Source organism: Streptosporangium vulgare (assembly GCF_042428775.1).
Lineage (GTDB): Bacteria > Actinomycetota > Actinomycetes > Streptosporangiales > Streptosporangiaceae > Streptosporangium > Streptosporangium vulgare.
In genome coordinates this window covers 44,922-60,872 of record NZ_JBHMBS010000028.1, presented here as the reverse complement: position 1 = coordinate 60,872, position 15,951 = coordinate 44,922, and the positions used below count along the sequence as shown (strand labels likewise).

Below are 15,951 nucleotides of genomic sequence, written 5' to 3'. Positions count from 1 at the left end.
CGTGAGCCTGGGCGAGACCTGTTCCGCGTGGCCGCCGGCCGGACGGGCACGCGCGTGACGGGGGCGGGGATGACAGGAGCGGGCATGACCGGGGCACGCACGACCGGCGCGAGCATGACCGGGGCGAGCGTCCTGCGCAGGACCATGAGGCGTAACGCCGCGCGCCTGGGCGCGGGCACCCTGCTGCTCAGCCTGCACCAGGTGTGCGAGGCGAGCGTGCCGATCCTCATCGGGGTGATCGTCGACCGCGCGATCGGCCCGGGCGACGGCGGGTCGCTGCTGTGGTGGCTCGCCGCGCTGGCCGCGCTGTTCACCGCGCTGAGCATGGCCTACCGGTACGGCGCGCGGACCCTCATGCGCGCCATCGCCCACGAGGCCCACCTGCTGCGCCTGGAACTCGCCGCGAAGATCATCGATCCGCGCGGCCTGGACACCGGCCTGCGCGCGGGCGAGCTGCTGACGATCTCCTCCAACGACGCGGACAACACCTCCGAGCTCCTGGACTACCTGCCGCGCGCGGTCGGGGCGCTGGTCGCGGCGGCGGTGTGCGCCGTGACGCTGCTGCTCATCGACCTGCCGCTCGGCGTGGCCGTCCTGGTGGCCACGCCGTTGACGCTGCTGGCGCTGCACGTCGGCACGCCGTACATCACCCGGCACGTCGCCGCCCAGCAGGAGCTGGCCGGTCGGGCCGCGTCGCTCGCGACCGACCTGGTCAGCGGCGTGCGGCCGTTGCGGGGCATCGGTGCCGAGGCGGCGGCCTCCCAGCGGTACGCGCGGGTCAGCCGTCTCTCGCTGGCGGCCGCGTTGCGGGCCGGCCGTACCCAGGGAATCTACGCGGCCGTCTCCGGGGCGGGCGGCGCGCTGCTGGCGAGCGGGGTCGCGGTGCTCGCCGGGTGGTTCGCGTTGCGCGGCCAGATCTCCGCCGGCGAGTTCCTCACGGTGATCGGGCTGGCGCAGTTCCTGATGGAACCCGTGGGCACGCTGACGCTGGTGCCCGGCTGGGTGGCCGAGGCGCGCGCCTCGGCCGACCGGGTGGCGCGCGTGGCCGGCGCGCCGCCGCTGCTGCCCGGTGCCCCGCGGACCGACGACGCCGACGCGGCGGGCTCGGCGGGCTCGGCGGACGCGGGCCTTCCCGGGCTGGAGGTCTCCGGGCTGAGCTACGACGCGCTCGCGGGGGTGGACCTGGTGGCCGGGCCCGGCGAGTTCGTCGGGGTGATGGCCCACCGCCCCGCCGACGCCGACGCGCTGGTACGGGTGCTGTCCGGGCGGGTGGACCCCGCCGAGTACGGCGGGAGCGTGCGGATCGGCGGCCGGATCCTCGTCGAGCCCCACCACACCGACCTGTTCGAGGGCACCCTCGCCACCAACCTGACCATGGGCGGCGAGCCGGGGAGCCCGGAGGAGCTCGCGGCGGTCCTGGCCGCCTCGGCGGCCGACGACGTGGTCGCCGCCCATCCCGACGGCCTGGAACATCAGGTGGTGGAGCGGGGCGCGAGCCTGTCGGGCGGCCAGCGCCAGCGGGTGGCCCTGGCGAGGGCGCTGCTGGCCCGCCCGCCGATCCTGGTGCTGCACGACCCGACCACGGCCGTGGACGCGGTCACCGAACAGGGCATCGCCCGGGGCCTGCGCTCCCTGCGCCACCCCGGCGACGGCGGCACCTTCACCACCGTCGTGGTGACCAGCAGCCCCGCCCTGCTCGCCGCCGCCGACCGGGTGTTCGTGCTGGACGACGGCAAGGTGGTCGCCGAGGGATCACACGCCGAGCTGGGGGCCACCGACGACGACTACAGGCGGGCGGTTCAGCGATGAGCTCACCGGGAGAACAGGACCTGCTGCCGGTCGCGAGCGGCGCCGAGACCTGGCGCTGGCTGCGCGCCGAACTGCGCGAGCGCCGCGGCACGGTGGCCGTGACGCTGCTCGTGGGCGTGCTCGGCGCGACGGCGTCGGTCGTCCCCGCGTACGTGATGGGCATCCTCGTCGACCGGGTGCGCGAGCAGTCGGGCACCGCGGTGATCGTCGCGGTCGCCGTGGTCATCACGCTGTCGGCCCTCGCCGGCGGCGCGGCCACCGGGGTGACGTCCTACCTGGTGGCGAGGCTGGGCGGCCAGGTCCTCGCCGCCCTGCGCGAGCGTACGGTCGCCCGTGCCCTCACGCTCCCGCTCACCAGGCTGGAACGCGCGGGCAAGGGCGACCTGCTGTCCCGCGTCAGCGCGGACGCCGCCGAGGTCACCAAGGCCGTCTCCGACGTCATCCCCGGCGTGATCGCCTCGCTCCTGCTCGGCACGCTGAGCCTGGCCGCGATGGCCGGCCTCGACTGGCGGCTCGGCCTGGCCGGCGCCGTCTCGGTGCCGCTGTACGCGCTGGCGCTGCGCTGGTACCTGCCCCGGGCCGCCCCCTACTACGCCAGGCAGCGCGTCGCGGTCGCGCGCTCGTCGCAACGGCTGGTGGAGAGCATGCAGGGCGTGCGGACGGTGCACGCCTACCGCGTGGAGGAAGGTCACCTGCGTGCCGTCGACACCGCCTCGCGCGCCTCGCGGGAGGTGTCGGTGGGGGTGCTGGACCTGTTCACCCGTTTCGTGGGACGGGTCAACAGGGCCGAGTTCCTCGGCCTCACCACCATCCTGGTCGCCGGTTTCCTGCTGGTCCGCGCGGACGCCGTCACCGTCGGCGAGGCCGCCGCCGCGGCCGTGCTGTTCCACCGGCTGTTCAACCCGATCGGCATGTTGCTGTTCGTCTTCGACGAGGTGCAGGCGGCCGGGGCGAGCCTGGCCAGGCTGGTCGGCGTCGCCCACCTGGAGTCCGCTCCCGAACCCGAGAGAGGACCGGCGCCGGCCGACGCCTCGCTCGACCTGGCCGACGTGCGCTTCAGCTACGACGGCTCCGCCGAGGTACTGCACGGCGTCACCCTGCGCGTGCCCGCCGGGACCCGGGTGGCCCTGGTCGGCTCGACGGGCGCGGGCAAGTCGACCCTCGCCGCCGTCGCGGCCGGGTCGCTGCGCCCGACCGGCGGCAGCGTGCTGATCGGCGGGGTGCCGCCCTCCTCGCTGGACACGGCGAGGTTGCGCGGGCACGTGGCGATCATCACGCAGGAGACCCACGTCTTCGCCGGTCCCCTCGTCGAGGACCTGCGGCTGGCCCGCCCCGGCGCGACCGCCGAGCAGGTCACCTCGGCGCTGGAGACGGTCGGGGCGCTGTCATGGGCGCTGGCGCTGCCCGAGGGCCTCGACACCGTGGTCGGGGAGGGCGGTCACGAGCTCTCGCCCGCCCAGGCGCAGCAGCTCGCCCTCGCCCGCCTGGTACTGGCCGACCCGGCCGTCGCGGTGCTGGACGAGGCCACCGCGGAGGCGGGCAGCATGGGCGCGCGCCTGCTGGAGGAGTCGGCCGCCGCGGCCACCCTCGGCAGGACCACCCTGGTCGTGGCGCACCGGCTGACCCAGGCCGTCTCCGCCGATCGGGTCGTCGTCCTGGAGCACGGGCGGATCGTCGAGGAGGGACCCCACGAACGGCTGGTCGCCGCCGGGGGCCGCTACGCCCGTCTCTGGGAGGCGTGGGAGTCGCGCTGATCCCGGAAGTCGCGCCGGGCCAGGAAGTAGCGCTGTGCCTGGGAGTCGGGCCGGACCAAGGAGTCGGGCCCTGGACGGGGAGACGAACCTCCGGGCGCCTCACCTCGGCCGGAAGCCGCGCCGGGCCAGGGAGCCGTGCCCAGGACGGGGAGACGAACCGCCGGACGTCTCGTCCCGACCGGGCCGGTCACCCTGCCATCACCTGGCCGTGTCCTGTGCGCGGGCGGCGCGCTCGGCGTTGGCCGCGATCGCCTCCCGCAGCCACTCCGCCGCGCCCGGCCGGGTGTTCGTCTCGATGCCCGCCCGGAAACGCGGGTCCTCCACGTACAGGTGACTCTTCAGCACGTGGAACTCGTGCGTCATGTCGTAGAACCAGCGGGCGATGTGCCGCCGCTGCGCCTCGGCCACGTCCATCGCCGCCTCGCTCGACGGGGCCGCTCCGGCGTCCATCAGCTCGCGGATCCGCGCCTCGATCGCCGCGTTGTCGCGGTTGATCCGCTTCCACTGCTCCCTGCCGTAGGTCGCGACGCGCTTCGCCGACTGCGCGTACGCGCCGGAGTCCCCCCACCGCTGCTCCACCTCGTCGAGGTACTCGTCCTCCCGGTCGGCGAACTCACCCCAGGCCTCGCGCTTCTCCTCGGCGCTGAGCGGGGACCGGATCTTCTTGTCACTCATGACGCCGACCGTACGGACTGACGTCACGTGAGGGTCAAGCCGGTGGGGTGGCGGTCGCCCTTCCCGGCTGTCATCGGCCGGGACGCTTCCCACGGGAACACCGGGGCCGGAGGACTGTCGCCGCAAATCCAGGTCTATGGCGGGACATGTTTGGAATCATGGTCGGGTGAGGGAGATGGGCAGGGGTGCGCTGGTCGGGCTGGTAGTCGGGATCGCGCAGGCCGCCATGTGGGCCGCGAGCCCGCGATGGGACGGGCACTCGGGTGTGCGCGGCCCCTACTCCCTCTGGATGACGCTGGCGATCTTCGTGGTCGGTCTGGCCGTGGCGGCCCTGGTCCGGGCGCGCCGCCGTTCTCTGGTCGCGGTCGCCGGCGGGATCGTCACGCTGGCCCTGGGCCAGGCCCTGTGGAGGATCGTGCCCGAGACCACCTTCTACGGCTTCGACCGGTCGCTGCTCGGCGGGGTGCACCTGGTGGCGGCGGTGGCCGGGTTCGCCGTCGTCGCCTGGGTGGTGGCCGTCCCGCGACGGTGGTCCGGAATCGCCGCGCTCGGCGTGCTCGCCGCCGTCTGCGGGCTGGCCGTCCCCCTGGAGGAGCCCGCCCGGCGCTGGCATCTGGCGCGCGCCTTCGAGTGGCTCGGAGTGCCGCTGGTGGTGCCCGACATCGCGGGGCACAGGCTGCTCTGGGTCGAGGCGCCGATCGTCGGGGGGAGGGGCGAACCGGCGATCATGCTGGACTACCGGCGCGCCGGCGCGGAGATGGTGGGCGACAGCCGTCCGAACGTCCAGGTGATCGTACGCCGGGCGGCGGCCGCGACCGCCGAGGAGGCGTGCGCGACGCCGTACCACGCCCAGTCGTGGGAGGGCGGGGCCGGGTCCTGCCGGGCGGCCTCCGGGGATCGGTGGGTGCGCCACGGACGGGAGGGACGGGTCGCGGTGTTCACCCACGGCGGTGGCGCGCTGGTCGAGTTCGAAAGCCACGGCGCCGAGGAGAAGGTCCTTCTGGCGGCCGCGAGGACGATACGTCCGATCGCCGCCGAGACCCTCGCGGAACGGGTCACCCCGGTCAGGTGAGCTCCGCTCTGCCCGGAGCGCATCGCCCCGACCAGGTGAGTTTCGCTCTCACCGGATCGGGTCGCCTCCGGTCCGGTGAGTTCTGCCCTCCCCGGGGGGCGGCCGTGCCGAACGGCTCGGTACGGGCACGCCGCGCCCGTACCGTCGGATCACCGTCACCTGCGTCGCCCCGGCCCGTCGACCACTGCGGAGCCGAGGATCGCCTGATTCCCGGGCCCGGACCGGCTCCCGGGCCCGGCGCGGTTCGTCGTCGGCGGCGCCGATGCCACTGCCGACGCCGGTTCCACGTGCCGCGTCCCGCATGCCGCGAGGAGCACGGCGCTCCCGGGGCCGAAGGTCATCCTCGGCGGTGGAACCCGAGACACGCGACAGGGAGGCGGAGCCCTGCCGGGGACCCAGGGCGTGGGCCGGGCCGCGAGCCGCGATACCGTTCCGTCCGTGATTCAGAACAACGGGGCCGAAGGAACCGAACAGGCGGCGACGGCCGGGCCGTTCCCCGCCGACCGGCCGGGAGACTCCGCCCGCGTGACCTTGCGCCCGATCACCGCTCACGACCGGGACGAGTTCCTCGGGCTGGTCCGCGCCAGCACCGGCCTGCACCATCCGTGGATGTCCCTGCCCGGCACGGCCGAGGAGTTCCAGGCCCTCGTCACCCGCTACGACCAGCCCACCGAGGAATGCCTGCTGGTCTGCCTCCGTGACACCGCGGCCGTCGCCGGCGTCGTCTACATCAACAGCGTCATCCGCGGGCGTTTCCAGTCCGGGTCCGTCGCCTACGCGGCCTTCGCCCCCACCGCCGGCCGGGGCTACATGTCCGAAGGTCTCGGACTGCTGCTGCGACACGCCTTCGAAGAGCTGCGGCTGCACCGCCTGGAGGCCCAGGTCCAGCCTGGCAACACGGCCTCCCTCAAGCTCCTCCGGCGACACGGCTTCAGGAAGGAGGGCTACTCCCCCGATCTCCTGTTCATCGACGGCGCCTGGCGGGACCACGAGCGGTGGGCGATCACCGCCCCGATGGCCGGCACCCGGCCGACCCCTCCGCATCACACCCAGCCGGCCCACTGAACCGCCGCGCCCCCCCTGTAGCCCGGCACGACCCGCCGAACCGCCACCACCCCCGCGGCCCCGGCACGGCCCGGTATGGCCCGGTACGGCCACCAGACCGTCGCCTCCTCCGGCGGCCCGGCACGACCTGCCGAGGCGTCACCGCTCTCGCCGCCCCGGTACGGCCACCAGACCGTCGCCTCCTCCGGCGGCCCGGCACGACCTGCCGGACGTCTCCCTCCATCACCCCTGGGCCCGGCGAGCCCAGCGAGCCCAGCGAGCCCAGCGAGCCCAGCGACGATGATCATCACCGCGCCCTGTCGCGGTATCGGCCACCCCGCTTTGCATGACCATGCGGCGTAATGCATAATCTTGTTTCATGTCCAAGGTTCTCACCTCCCTGCCCATCGGCGAGCGGGTCGGCATCGCCTTCTCCGGCGGTCTCGACACCTCGGTCGCCGTCGCGTGGATGCGCGACAAGGGCGCCGTCCCGTGCACCTACACCGCCGACATCGGCCAGTACGACGAGCCCGACATCGCCTCGGTGCCCGGCCGCGCGCTGGCGTACGGCGCCGAGATCGCGCGCCTGGTCGACTGCCGCGCGGCGCTGGTCGAGGAGGGCCTGGCCGCGCTCACCTGCGGCGCGTTCCACATCCGCTCGGCAGGGCGCCCCTACTTCAACACCACGCCGCTCGGCCGTGCCGTCACCGGGACCCTGCTGGTCCGGACGATGGTCGAGGACGACGTGCAGATCTGGGGCGACGGCTCGACGTTCAAGGGCAACGACATCGAGCGGTTCTACCGGTACGGCCTGCTCGCGAACCCCCACCTGCGCATCTACAAGCCCTGGCTGGACGCGGACTTCGTGTCCGAGCTCGGCGGCCGCAAGGAGATGTCGGAGTGGCTGCTCGCCCACGGCCTTCCCTACCGCGACAGCACCGAGAAGGCCTACTCGACCGACGCCAACATCTGGGGCGCCACCCACGAGGCCAAGACCCTGGAGCACCTCGACACCGGCATCGAGACCGTGGACCCGATCATGGGCGTGCGGTTCTGGGATCCGGAGGTCGAGATCGTCCCCGAGGTCGTGACCATCGGCTTCGACCAGGGCCGCCCGGTGACGATCAACGGCAAGGAGTTCGCCACCCCGGTCGACCTGGTGATGGAGGCGAACACGATCGGCGGACGGCACGGCATGGGCATGTCGGACCAGATCGAGAACCGGGTGATCGAGGCCAAGAGCCGCGGCATCTACGAGGCGCCCGGGATGGCGTTGCTGCACGCGGCGTACGAGCGGCTGGTCAACGCGATCCACAACGAGGACACCCTGGCGAGCTACCACAACGAGGGACGGCGGCTCGGCCGGCTGATGTACGAGGGCCGCTGGCTCGACCCGCAGGCGCTGATGCTGCGGGAGTCGCTGCAGCGCTGGGTCGGCACGGCGATCACCGGCGAGGTGACGCTGCGGCTGCGGCGCGGTGAGGACTACTCGATCCTCGACACCGCCGGCCCGGCCTTCAGCTACCACCCGGACAAGCTGTCGATGGAGCGCACCGAGGACTCGGCGTTCGGACCGCTGGACCGGATCGGCCAGCTCACCATGCGCAACCTCGACATCGCCGACTCGCGCGCCAAGCTGGAGCAGTACGCCGGCCTCGGCATGGTCGGCACCACCCATCCCGCGCTCATCGGCGCCGCCCAGGCGGCCTCGACCGGCCTGATCGGCGCGATGCCGCAGGGCGGCGCCGAGGCCATCGCCTCCCGTGGCGAGGTCTCCGGCGACGACGAGATGCTCGACCGCGCCGCGATGGAGTTCGGCACCGACTGACCGGCTGGGCGTCATCATGGCCGCCCGTCGGCCTGTGGTCCCGGCGTGGTGTACGCACCGCGCCGGGACCACCGGCGTGTGGCGTGCCGACATGTGGCGCGCCGGCCATGGTCGCGGCACTGAAACTTTCAGATCCTCCCCGGCCTCCGGACAGAGCCCGGGCCCGGCGTCGCGGGCGGCGCCGGGCCCTCCGGAAGACGCAGGTCGCGCCCGACCGGCCCCCGGCCGGAAGCGGCCGGGAGGGCCGTGCGGGACGCCGGCCCCGCACGTCTGACCCTCCGGGAACCCCACCCGCCGCTTGACGGTCCCGATGACGCTGCCGACACTTGGCACACATCCGCCTTCGTGACTGTGAAGCACCGGATACGCGACAGAAATGTTAACGCTAACAATGCCTGTCGCACGTTCGTAGCGCCATCGTTCGTAGAGCCACGACGTTCGTAGCGAATCGTCCACAACGAGTCGTCCGCAACGAGAGGCACCCCCCTGTGAACAGACCCGCAAGCCCTCCCCCGCGAGGCGTCCGCCGTCGTACCGGGGCCGTTCTCGCGGCAGCCGTCCTGGTACTGCTCGCGGTGTGCCAGTCGCTCGTGGCCGCAGGCCCGGCCTCCGCCGCGACGATCGACACCAGCGCCTGGTACGTCCTGGTGAACCGGAACAGCGGCAAGGTCGTCGACGTCCTCGACCGCGCCACCGCCGACGGCGCCCCCATCGCCCAGTGGGCCCGCAACGACGGCGCCTGGCAGCAGTGGCAGTTCGTCGACTCCGGCGGCGGTTACTACCGGCTGCGCTCACGCCACAGCGGCAAGGTCGTCGACATCTACAACCACTCCACCGCCGACGGCGCCCAGGTCGTCCAGTACACCGACCTCAACGGCGGCAACCAGCAGTTCCGCGTCGTCGACACCGACAACGGCCACGTCAAGCTGATCAACCGCACCAGCGGCAAGGCCCTGGAGGTGTGGGAGCGGTCCACCGCCGACGGCGCCCGCGTGTCGCAGTACACCGACCTCAACGGCACCAACCAGCAGTGGCAGCTCGTGAAGCTCGGCGGCACCGACCCGGTCCCCGGTGACGCCAAGCAGATGGAGGACCTGGACCGCGGCCTGATCAGCGTGCGCTCCGGCAGCGGCAACCTGGTCTCCTGGCGCCTGCTGGGCACCGAGTCCCGAGACACCACCTTCAACGTCTACCGGGGCGGCACCCTGGTCGCCGGCGTCACGAACTCCACCAACTACCTGGACCCGGGCGCCTCGGCCGACGCCTCGTACACGGTGCGCGCCGTGGTCGGCGGCAGCGAGCAGGCCGACTCGGAGACCTCGCTGCGCTTCGGCAACGGCTACCTGGACGTGCCGATCAGCCCGCCCAGCGGCAACCACACCGCCGGCGACGCGAGCACCGGCGACCTGGACGGGGACGGCAGGCTGGACCTGGTGCTCAAGTGGGAGCCCAACGACGCCAAGGACAACTCCCAGTCCGGGACCACCAGCCCGGTCTACATCGACGGGATCAAACTCGACGGCACCCGGCTGTGGCGGATCAACCTGGGCCGCAACATCCGCGCCGGCGCCCACTACACCCAGTTCCAGGTGTACGACTACGATGGCGACGGCCGGGCCGAGGTGGCGATGAAGACCGCCGACGGCACGGTCGACGGCCGCGGCGTCACCATCGGCAACGCGAGCGCCAACCACGTCAACTCCTCCGGCTACATCCTGGCCGGTCCCGAGTACCTGACGATGTTCAACGGCCAGACCGGCGCCGCGATGTCGACCGTCAACTACGAGCCGGCGCGCGGCACCGTCTCCTCCTGGGGCGACAGCTACGGCAACCGGGTGGACCGGTTCCTGGCGGGCACCGCCTACCTGGACGGCCAGCGGCCGAGCCTGATCATGGCACGCGGCTACTACACCCGGTCGGTCATCGTCGCCTGGGACTTCCGCAACGGCTCGCTCACCCGCCGCTGGACGTTCGACTCCAACTCCTCGGGCAACGGCGGCTACGCCGGGCAGGGCAACCACCAGCTGTCCATCGCCGACGTGGACGCCGACGGCAGGCAGGAGATCGTTTACGGCTCGGCCACGATCGACGACAACGGCGCCGGCATGTACCGCACCGGCTTCGGGCACGGCGACGCGCTGCACGTGGGCGACCTGATCCCGAGCCGGTCGGGCCTGGAGGTGTTCACCATCCACGAGGCGGGCGACCAGCCCGCGGCCGACGTGCACGACGCCCGCACCGGGCAGGTCGTCTGGCAGCGGCCGGGCAACGGCGGCGTGGAGGGCCCCGGCCGCGGCGTGGCCGCCGACGTCTACGCCGGCAGCCCGGGAGCGGAGTTCTGGGGCGCGGGCACCAACATGGGCAACCTGTACAACTCCTCCGGCGCCTCGGTCGGCCGTACGCCCTCCTCGTCCAACTTCCTGGCCTGGTGGGACGGCGACCCGGTCCGCGAGCTGGTGGACGGCACCCGCGTCGACAAGTACGGCACCGGCGGGGAGACCCGGCTGCTCACCGCCTCCGGGGTGCACTCCAACAACGGCACCAAGTCCACCCCGTCCCTGTCGGGCGACCTGTTCGGCGACTGGCGCGAGGAGGTCGTCTGGCCCACCTCCGGCAACACCGCGCTGCGGATCTACAGCACGCCGGCCGTGACCACCACCAAGATCCACACGCTGCTGCACGACCCGCAGTACCGGGTCGCCCTGGCCTGGCAGAACACCGCCTACAACCAGCCGCCCCACCCGGGCTTCTTCATCGGCGACGGCATGGCCACCCCGCCGCAGCCGAAGGTCTACCTGCGCTGATCCCTCGATCCGTCGAGCACGGCCTCCGTGACCCGGTTCCCGGCGCCCCCTCGGTGCCGGGAACCGGGTCACGGCCCGCGGGGCCACTCCCCCCGGGCGCCGCGGGTCCGCCCTCCACCTGGCCTGAAAGGACAGCCTGATGCCCCCCTCGCACAAGCGCCGCTCCCTGGTGACCGCCCTGGTCACAGTGCTCGTCATGATCGGCGGCCTGCTCTCGCCGGGAACGGCCCACGCCTCGCCCGCCGTCCAGTACACCAACCCCCTGGCCAACCAGCGCGCCGACCCGCACATCTTCCGCCACACCGACGGCTACTACTACCTCACCGCGACCGCCCCCGAGTACGACCGCATCGTGCTGCGCCGCGCCACCACCATCCAGGGCCTGGCGAGCGCCGCCGAGACGGTCATCTGGCGCAAGCACACCAGCGGCGAGATGGGCGCCCACATCTGGGCACCGGAGATCCACTTCATCAACGGCAAGTGGTACGTCTACTTCGCCGCCGGCCGGGCCGACGACGTCTGGCGGATCCGCATGTACGCGCTCGAAAGCTCGGCGGCCAACCCCCTGACCGGCACCTGGACGGAACGCGGCCGGATCACCACCCCCTGGGACACCTTCGCCCTGGACGCCACCACCTTCGTCACGAACGGCGTGCGCTACCTGCTCTGGGCCCAGCAGGAGCCGGGCATCTCCACCAACTCCAACCTCTACATCGCCCGCATGGGCGCCAACCCCTGGACGATCACCGGCGCCACCACCCGCCTCACCGTGCCCACCCTGGCGTGGGAGACCCGCGGCTACAAGGTCGCCGAGGGCCCGGCCGTGCTCCAGCGCAACGGGCGGCTCTTCCTCACCTACTCGGCCAGCGCCACCGACGCCAACTACTGCCTCGGCATGCTGACCGCCTCCGCCTCGGCCGACCCGCTGCAGGCCTCCTCCTGGACCAAGGGCGCCAACCCCGTCTTCGCCACCAACGCCTCGACCGGCCAGTACGGCCCCGGCCACAACTCCTTCACCACCTCGGAGGACGGGCAGAGCGACATCCTCGTCTACCACGACCGCAACTACCGCGACATCACCGGCGACCCGCTCAACGACCCCAACCGCCGCACCCGCGTCCAGAAGATCTACTGGAGGGCGGACGGCACCCCCGACTTCGGCATCCCGGTCCCCGACGGCGCGACCCCCGTACGGCTGATGTCCTACGACACTCCGGGCTCCGCGGTGCGCCACTGGGACTACCGCGCCCGCCTGGAGGCGAACGTCTCCCCGCTGGCCGACTCCCAGTTCAAGCTCGTCACCGGCCTGTCCGGCTCGGGCACCGTGTCACTGGAGTCCACCAACTTCCCCGGCTACTACCTGCGGCACCGCAACCACGAGGCCTGGGTGGAGAGGAACGACGGCACGGCCCTGTTCAGGGCCGACGCCAGCTTCACCCGCCGCACCGGGCTCACCGGCTCGGGCACGCTGTCGCTGGAATCGGTCAACTTCCCCGGCTACTACCTGCGGCACCGTGCCGGCCAGGTGTGGGTCGAGCAGAACGACGGCACCGCCACCTTCCAGGGCAACGCCAGCTTCGTCCAGGAGTGAGGGCCGACGAGCGAGGTGGCGACTCGGATCGGACGAGAAGACCGATCGTCACGTCTCTCACGTACTCCGAGCCACCGCGGGTCACGGCCTCGCTCGTGACCCGCCCGGCCGGGCACGGATCGATCGTCGCGCGATGAACCGGGGCGGCCGGGAAAGAAGTTCGCGGAGCGGGCGGGCGTGCGTGCGAGGGCGAGCGGACGTGCGCGCGGGTGGACGGACGGGCATGCGGACGGACAGGCATGCGAGCGGACGGGCGTGCGGAAAACCCGGTAGATCGCGGGCGGCGACGGACCTATCCTGGGCGGATGGCCCCGTCGAACACCTCGTACGTCTGCCTGCCGTGCCGGGCCTCGTACAAGCAGGCTCCTCCCCGTTCCGGCCCCGATGGGGGCCGCTCCGAGCGGTCCTGCCCGCGCTGCGCCGGCTCGCTGATCCACGTCGGTTCCGCGTTCGCGGCGCCGCGCCGGCGCGACACCGCGGCCTGGCGGACGCTCTCGGTGCTGCTGCACGCGGGGGTCGGCTTCCGTCAGGGGTGCTGCGGCGGCCCCGGCTGGCGCCCGCGCACGCCCGGTGAGGTGCGCGCGCGGATGACGTACGCCCGCAGGACCGGGGAGTCGTTCGCCCGGGCCCTGGTGCTCCGCGATCTGCCCTAGCGTCCCGTCGTCGTCGTCGTCGTCACCGGCCGGGGCGGGCACGGGACCGGCGTACGACCGGGAGGGCCACCGGGCGGCACCGGGGAGCACGGACGACCGCGGCGGCGACCTGGCCGAGCTGACCGCCACCATCGGGGCGGCGCTGCGCGTCGGCGGCGATCCCGGCACGGCGTCCCCGTGATCTCCCGTGCCGCGTACCGGGTGGTGCAGGAGGCGCTGACCAACGTCCGCAAACACGCCCCGGGCGCCCGTCGGCCTGCGCTACCGCCCCGAGGCGGTGAGCATCGAGATCCTCGACACCGCGCCCACCGCGCCCGCCGATCCGTCGCTGGTGGCCAGCGGATCGCGGACGGGGCTGACCGGCCTGCGGCGCCGGGTGTCCCTGCTCGGCGGCACCCTGCGGAGCGGGCGCTGCGTGCCGACCCGGCGGCATGGCGTCCCGGCCTGTCATGGCTCGCCCAGGCCCCCGACGGGACCGTCGCCGGATTCGCGCTGCTCACCCGGTGCCACGTCGGCGACGTTCCCGCGCTCGCCCTGGGCCCGTGCGCCGTCCTGCCCGGCCACCAGAGGCGGGGCGCCGGTTCGGCCGCCATCCGCGCGGCCCTGCGGGCCGCCCGCGACCAGGGCGAGAACCTCGTGCTCGTCCTCGGCCACGCCGAGTACTATCCCCGCTTCGGCTTCACCCCGGCCTCGGGTCACGCCATCCGGCCGCCGTTCGACGTCTCCGACGAGCACATGATGGCGCTCGTCCTCGATCCCGCGCGCCCGGTCCCCAGCGGCGTCATCCGCTACCCGGCGGCGTTCGGCGTCTGACCTCCGGCCGTCCCTCCGGCCGGGGCAAAAGCGCGGCCGGTCACGGCGTGGACACCCGCGCCGGGTCCCGGGGGTTCGCCGTCAGGCGGCGAAGACCTGGGAGTCGTCGGCGAACGCCTTGAACTCCAGGGCGTTGCCCGCCGGGTCGAGCAGGAACATCGTCCACTGCTCGCCGGTCCGCCCCTCGAAGCGGACATAGGGCTCGACGACGAATTCGGTGCCCGCCGCGCGCAGCCGGTCGGCGAGCGCGTGGAACTCCGGGATCGTCAGGATCAGGCCGAAGTGCGGCACGGGGACGTCGTGGCCGTCGACGGGGTTGTGCGCGCGCCGCGCGCGGCCGGGCGCCAGGTGCGTGACGAACTGATGGCCGCGCAGGTTCCAGTCCACCCAGGTGTCCGCGCTGCGGCCCTGCTCCAGGCCCAGCACCTCGCCGTAGAAGCGGCGCGCGGCGGCCAGGTCGTCGACCGGCACGGCCAGATGGAACCTGGGGATCGGGGAGTCGAGAACGGTCATGGGCGTGGGCTGCCTTCCTGAACGCGGGCCCGGCGGATCACCGGACCGGAAGCGGTGGTCCCAATGGTGACATCAGGACAGAAGGGAGAGTCCGCCGACGGCGATCAGCGCGACGGGGAGGGCGAACCCCGCTCGGCCGCCAGGTGGTCGAGGAGCACCCGGCTGATGTCCTCCAGGTGCCGGACCTGCTCCGGGGTCAGCAGGTCGATCAGGTGTTCGCGCACGCTGACCACGTGCCGGGGAGCGGCGGCCTGCAGCGTGGCGAGCCCTTCGTCGGTCAGGACGGCAAGCCAGCCGCGCCGGTCGTCCGCGCAGTGCTCCCGGCGCACCCACCCCTTCTGTTCGAGCTTGTTGATCGCGTGGGAGATGCGGCTGGGCTTGGAGTTGGTCCAGTGCGCCAGCTCGCTCATGCGCAGGGTCCGCTCGGGTGCCTCGGAGAGCAGGACCAGCAGCTCGTAGTAGGTCGAAGGCATGTCGGCCGCGGCCAGCAGGTCGCGGTCCAGCCGGTCGGTCAGCAGCCGGGTGGCGAGCGCGAACGCCCGCCAGGCGCGCTGTTCGTCGTCGGTGAGCCATCGTGTCACGGGGTCATCGTACTCAAAAGTTGCGCACTGAAATAAGTGGAGGTACTGTCCTGCTGAATATTCCAGTACTGAAATAAAGGAAGAGGCACGGCATGCACCCCAGCGAGCTCACCGGCACCTACACCATCGACCCCGCGCACAGCCGGTTCGGCTTCGTGGCCCGCCACGCGATGGTCACCAAGGTCCGGGGCAGCATCCCCGTCCGGGAGGCCACCGCCTACCTGAACGCCGGCGACCCCGCCGCCTCCAGCGTCCACGTGGTCCTCGACGTGGCCGGGATCGAGACCGGCAACCAGAACCGCGACGCCCACCTGCGCACCGGCGACTTCCTGGACGCGGCCGGCCACCCCTCCATCACCTTCGACTCCACCGACGTCAAGCACGTCGGCGGTGACGACTTCGAGGTCACGGGCGATCTGACCATCCGCGGCGTGAGCAGGCGGATCACCGTCCCCCTGCGGTACACCGGTACGGCGGTCGACATCCAGAACCTGGTGCGGGTCGGCTTCGAGGGCAGCACCGTGATCAACCGCAAGGACTTCGGCATCACCTACAACGCCGTCCTGGAGACCGGCGGCGTGATGGTCTCCGAGAAGATCACGCTCGAGTTCGACCTGTCCGCCGTGAAGACCGCCTGAGCGCTCCCGCGGAGGAGAAGGCCTCACGAGCCGCGGTGATCGGCGCCGCCCGGCTCGCGGCCGCCCGGGCCCACGCCAAGGAGGGCATCCGCCGCAACGCGCGGCTCATGCCTCGAAGTCAGACAGTGTCGTCACCTGCCTCACCTCGACCAGGCCCATGGCCGCTTCGGGAACGC

At 72.8% G+C, this 15,951-nt stretch carries 13 protein-coding genes; 10 read left to right on the top strand and 3 right to left on the bottom strand.

Annotated features, from left to right (window positions below; all coding sequences use genetic code 11):
• Positions 1 to 84: 84 nt before the first annotated feature.
• Both ACFFRH_RS36300 and ACFFRH_RS36295 read left to right on the top strand, forming a co-directional pair.
• A complete protein-coding gene (locus ACFFRH_RS36300; RefSeq protein WP_386162019.1) occupies positions 85 to 1,809 on the top strand; it encodes an ABC transporter ATP-binding protein in 1,725 nt (574 codons plus the stop codon).
• A complete protein-coding gene (locus ACFFRH_RS36295) occupies positions 1,806 to 3,563 on the top strand; it encodes an ABC transporter ATP-binding protein (protein WP_386162018.1) in 1,758 nt (585 codons plus the stop codon). The genes ACFFRH_RS36300 and ACFFRH_RS36295 overlap by 4 nt, the downstream gene beginning before the upstream one ends.
• Positions 3,564 to 3,761: 198 nt before the next feature.
• Here the strand turns inward: ACFFRH_RS36295 and ACFFRH_RS36290 are convergent, their stop codons facing one another.
• Positions 3,762 to 4,238, bottom strand: a complete 477-nt coding sequence (locus ACFFRH_RS36290; RefSeq protein WP_344749812.1) for a TipAS antibiotic-recognition domain-containing protein — start codon at positions 4,236 to 4,238, stop codon at positions 3,762 to 3,764.
• Between the two features lie 175 nt (positions 4,239 to 4,413).
• Between ACFFRH_RS36290 and ACFFRH_RS36285 the strand changes: the two genes are divergently transcribed.
• From ACFFRH_RS36285 to ACFFRH_RS36255, 7 genes are all read left to right on the top strand, one after another.
• A complete protein-coding gene (locus ACFFRH_RS36285; RefSeq protein WP_386162016.1) occupies positions 4,414 to 5,310 on the top strand; it encodes a hypothetical protein in 897 nt (298 codons plus the stop codon).
• A gap of 438 nt (positions 5,311 to 5,748) precedes the next feature.
• On the top strand, positions 5,749 to 6,375 hold the full coding sequence (locus ACFFRH_RS36280; protein WP_344749810.1) for a GNAT family N-acetyltransferase: 627 nt from the start codon (positions 5,749 to 5,751) through the stop codon (positions 6,373 to 6,375).
• A gap of 358 nt (positions 6,376 to 6,733) precedes the next feature.
• Positions 6,734 to 8,182, top strand: a complete 1,449-nt coding sequence (argG, locus tag ACFFRH_RS36275; RefSeq protein WP_344749809.1) for an argininosuccinate synthase — start codon at positions 6,734 to 6,736, stop codon at positions 8,180 to 8,182.
• A 488-nt stretch (positions 8,183 to 8,670) separates the two neighbouring features.
• Positions 8,671 to 10,986, top strand: a complete 2,316-nt coding sequence (locus ACFFRH_RS36270; RefSeq protein WP_386162014.1) for a rhamnogalacturonan lyase family protein — start codon at positions 8,671 to 8,673, stop codon at positions 10,984 to 10,986.
• A gap of 139 nt (positions 10,987 to 11,125) precedes the next feature.
• Entirely contained in the window at positions 11,126 to 12,577 is a 1,452-nt protein-coding gene (locus ACFFRH_RS36265; protein ID WP_386162012.1) for a family 43 glycosylhydrolase, read from the top strand.
• Between the two features lie 305 nt (positions 12,578 to 12,882).
• On the top strand, positions 12,883 to 13,230 hold the full coding sequence (locus ACFFRH_RS36260; RefSeq protein ID WP_344749806.1) for a hypothetical protein: 348 nt from the start codon (positions 12,883 to 12,885) through the stop codon (positions 13,228 to 13,230).
• Positions 13,231 to 13,407: 177 nt separating this feature from the next.
• Positions 13,408 to 14,043, top strand: coding sequence for a GNAT family N-acetyltransferase (locus ACFFRH_RS36255; protein WP_344749805.1), 636 nt, complete (start codon positions 13,408 to 13,410; stop codon positions 14,041 to 14,043).
• Between the two features lie 81 nt (positions 14,044 to 14,124).
• On the opposite strand, the gene ACFFRH_RS36250 is transcribed toward ACFFRH_RS36255, so the two are convergent.
• A complete protein-coding gene (locus tag ACFFRH_RS36250) occupies positions 14,125 to 14,556 on the bottom strand; it encodes a VOC family protein (protein WP_344749804.1) in 432 nt (143 codons plus the stop codon).
• Between the two features lie 104 nt (positions 14,557 to 14,660).
• Entirely contained in the window at positions 14,661 to 15,137 is a 477-nt protein-coding gene (locus ACFFRH_RS36245; RefSeq protein ID WP_344749803.1) for a MarR family winged helix-turn-helix transcriptional regulator, read from the bottom strand.
• 92 nt (positions 15,138 to 15,229) lie between these two features.
• Here ACFFRH_RS36245 and ACFFRH_RS36240 point away from each other — a divergent pair, with 92 nt between their 5' ends.
• Entirely contained in the window at positions 15,230 to 15,775 is a 546-nt protein-coding gene (locus tag ACFFRH_RS36240) for a YceI family protein (RefSeq protein ID WP_386162009.1), read from the top strand.
• Positions 15,776 to 15,951: the final 176 nt, after the last annotated feature.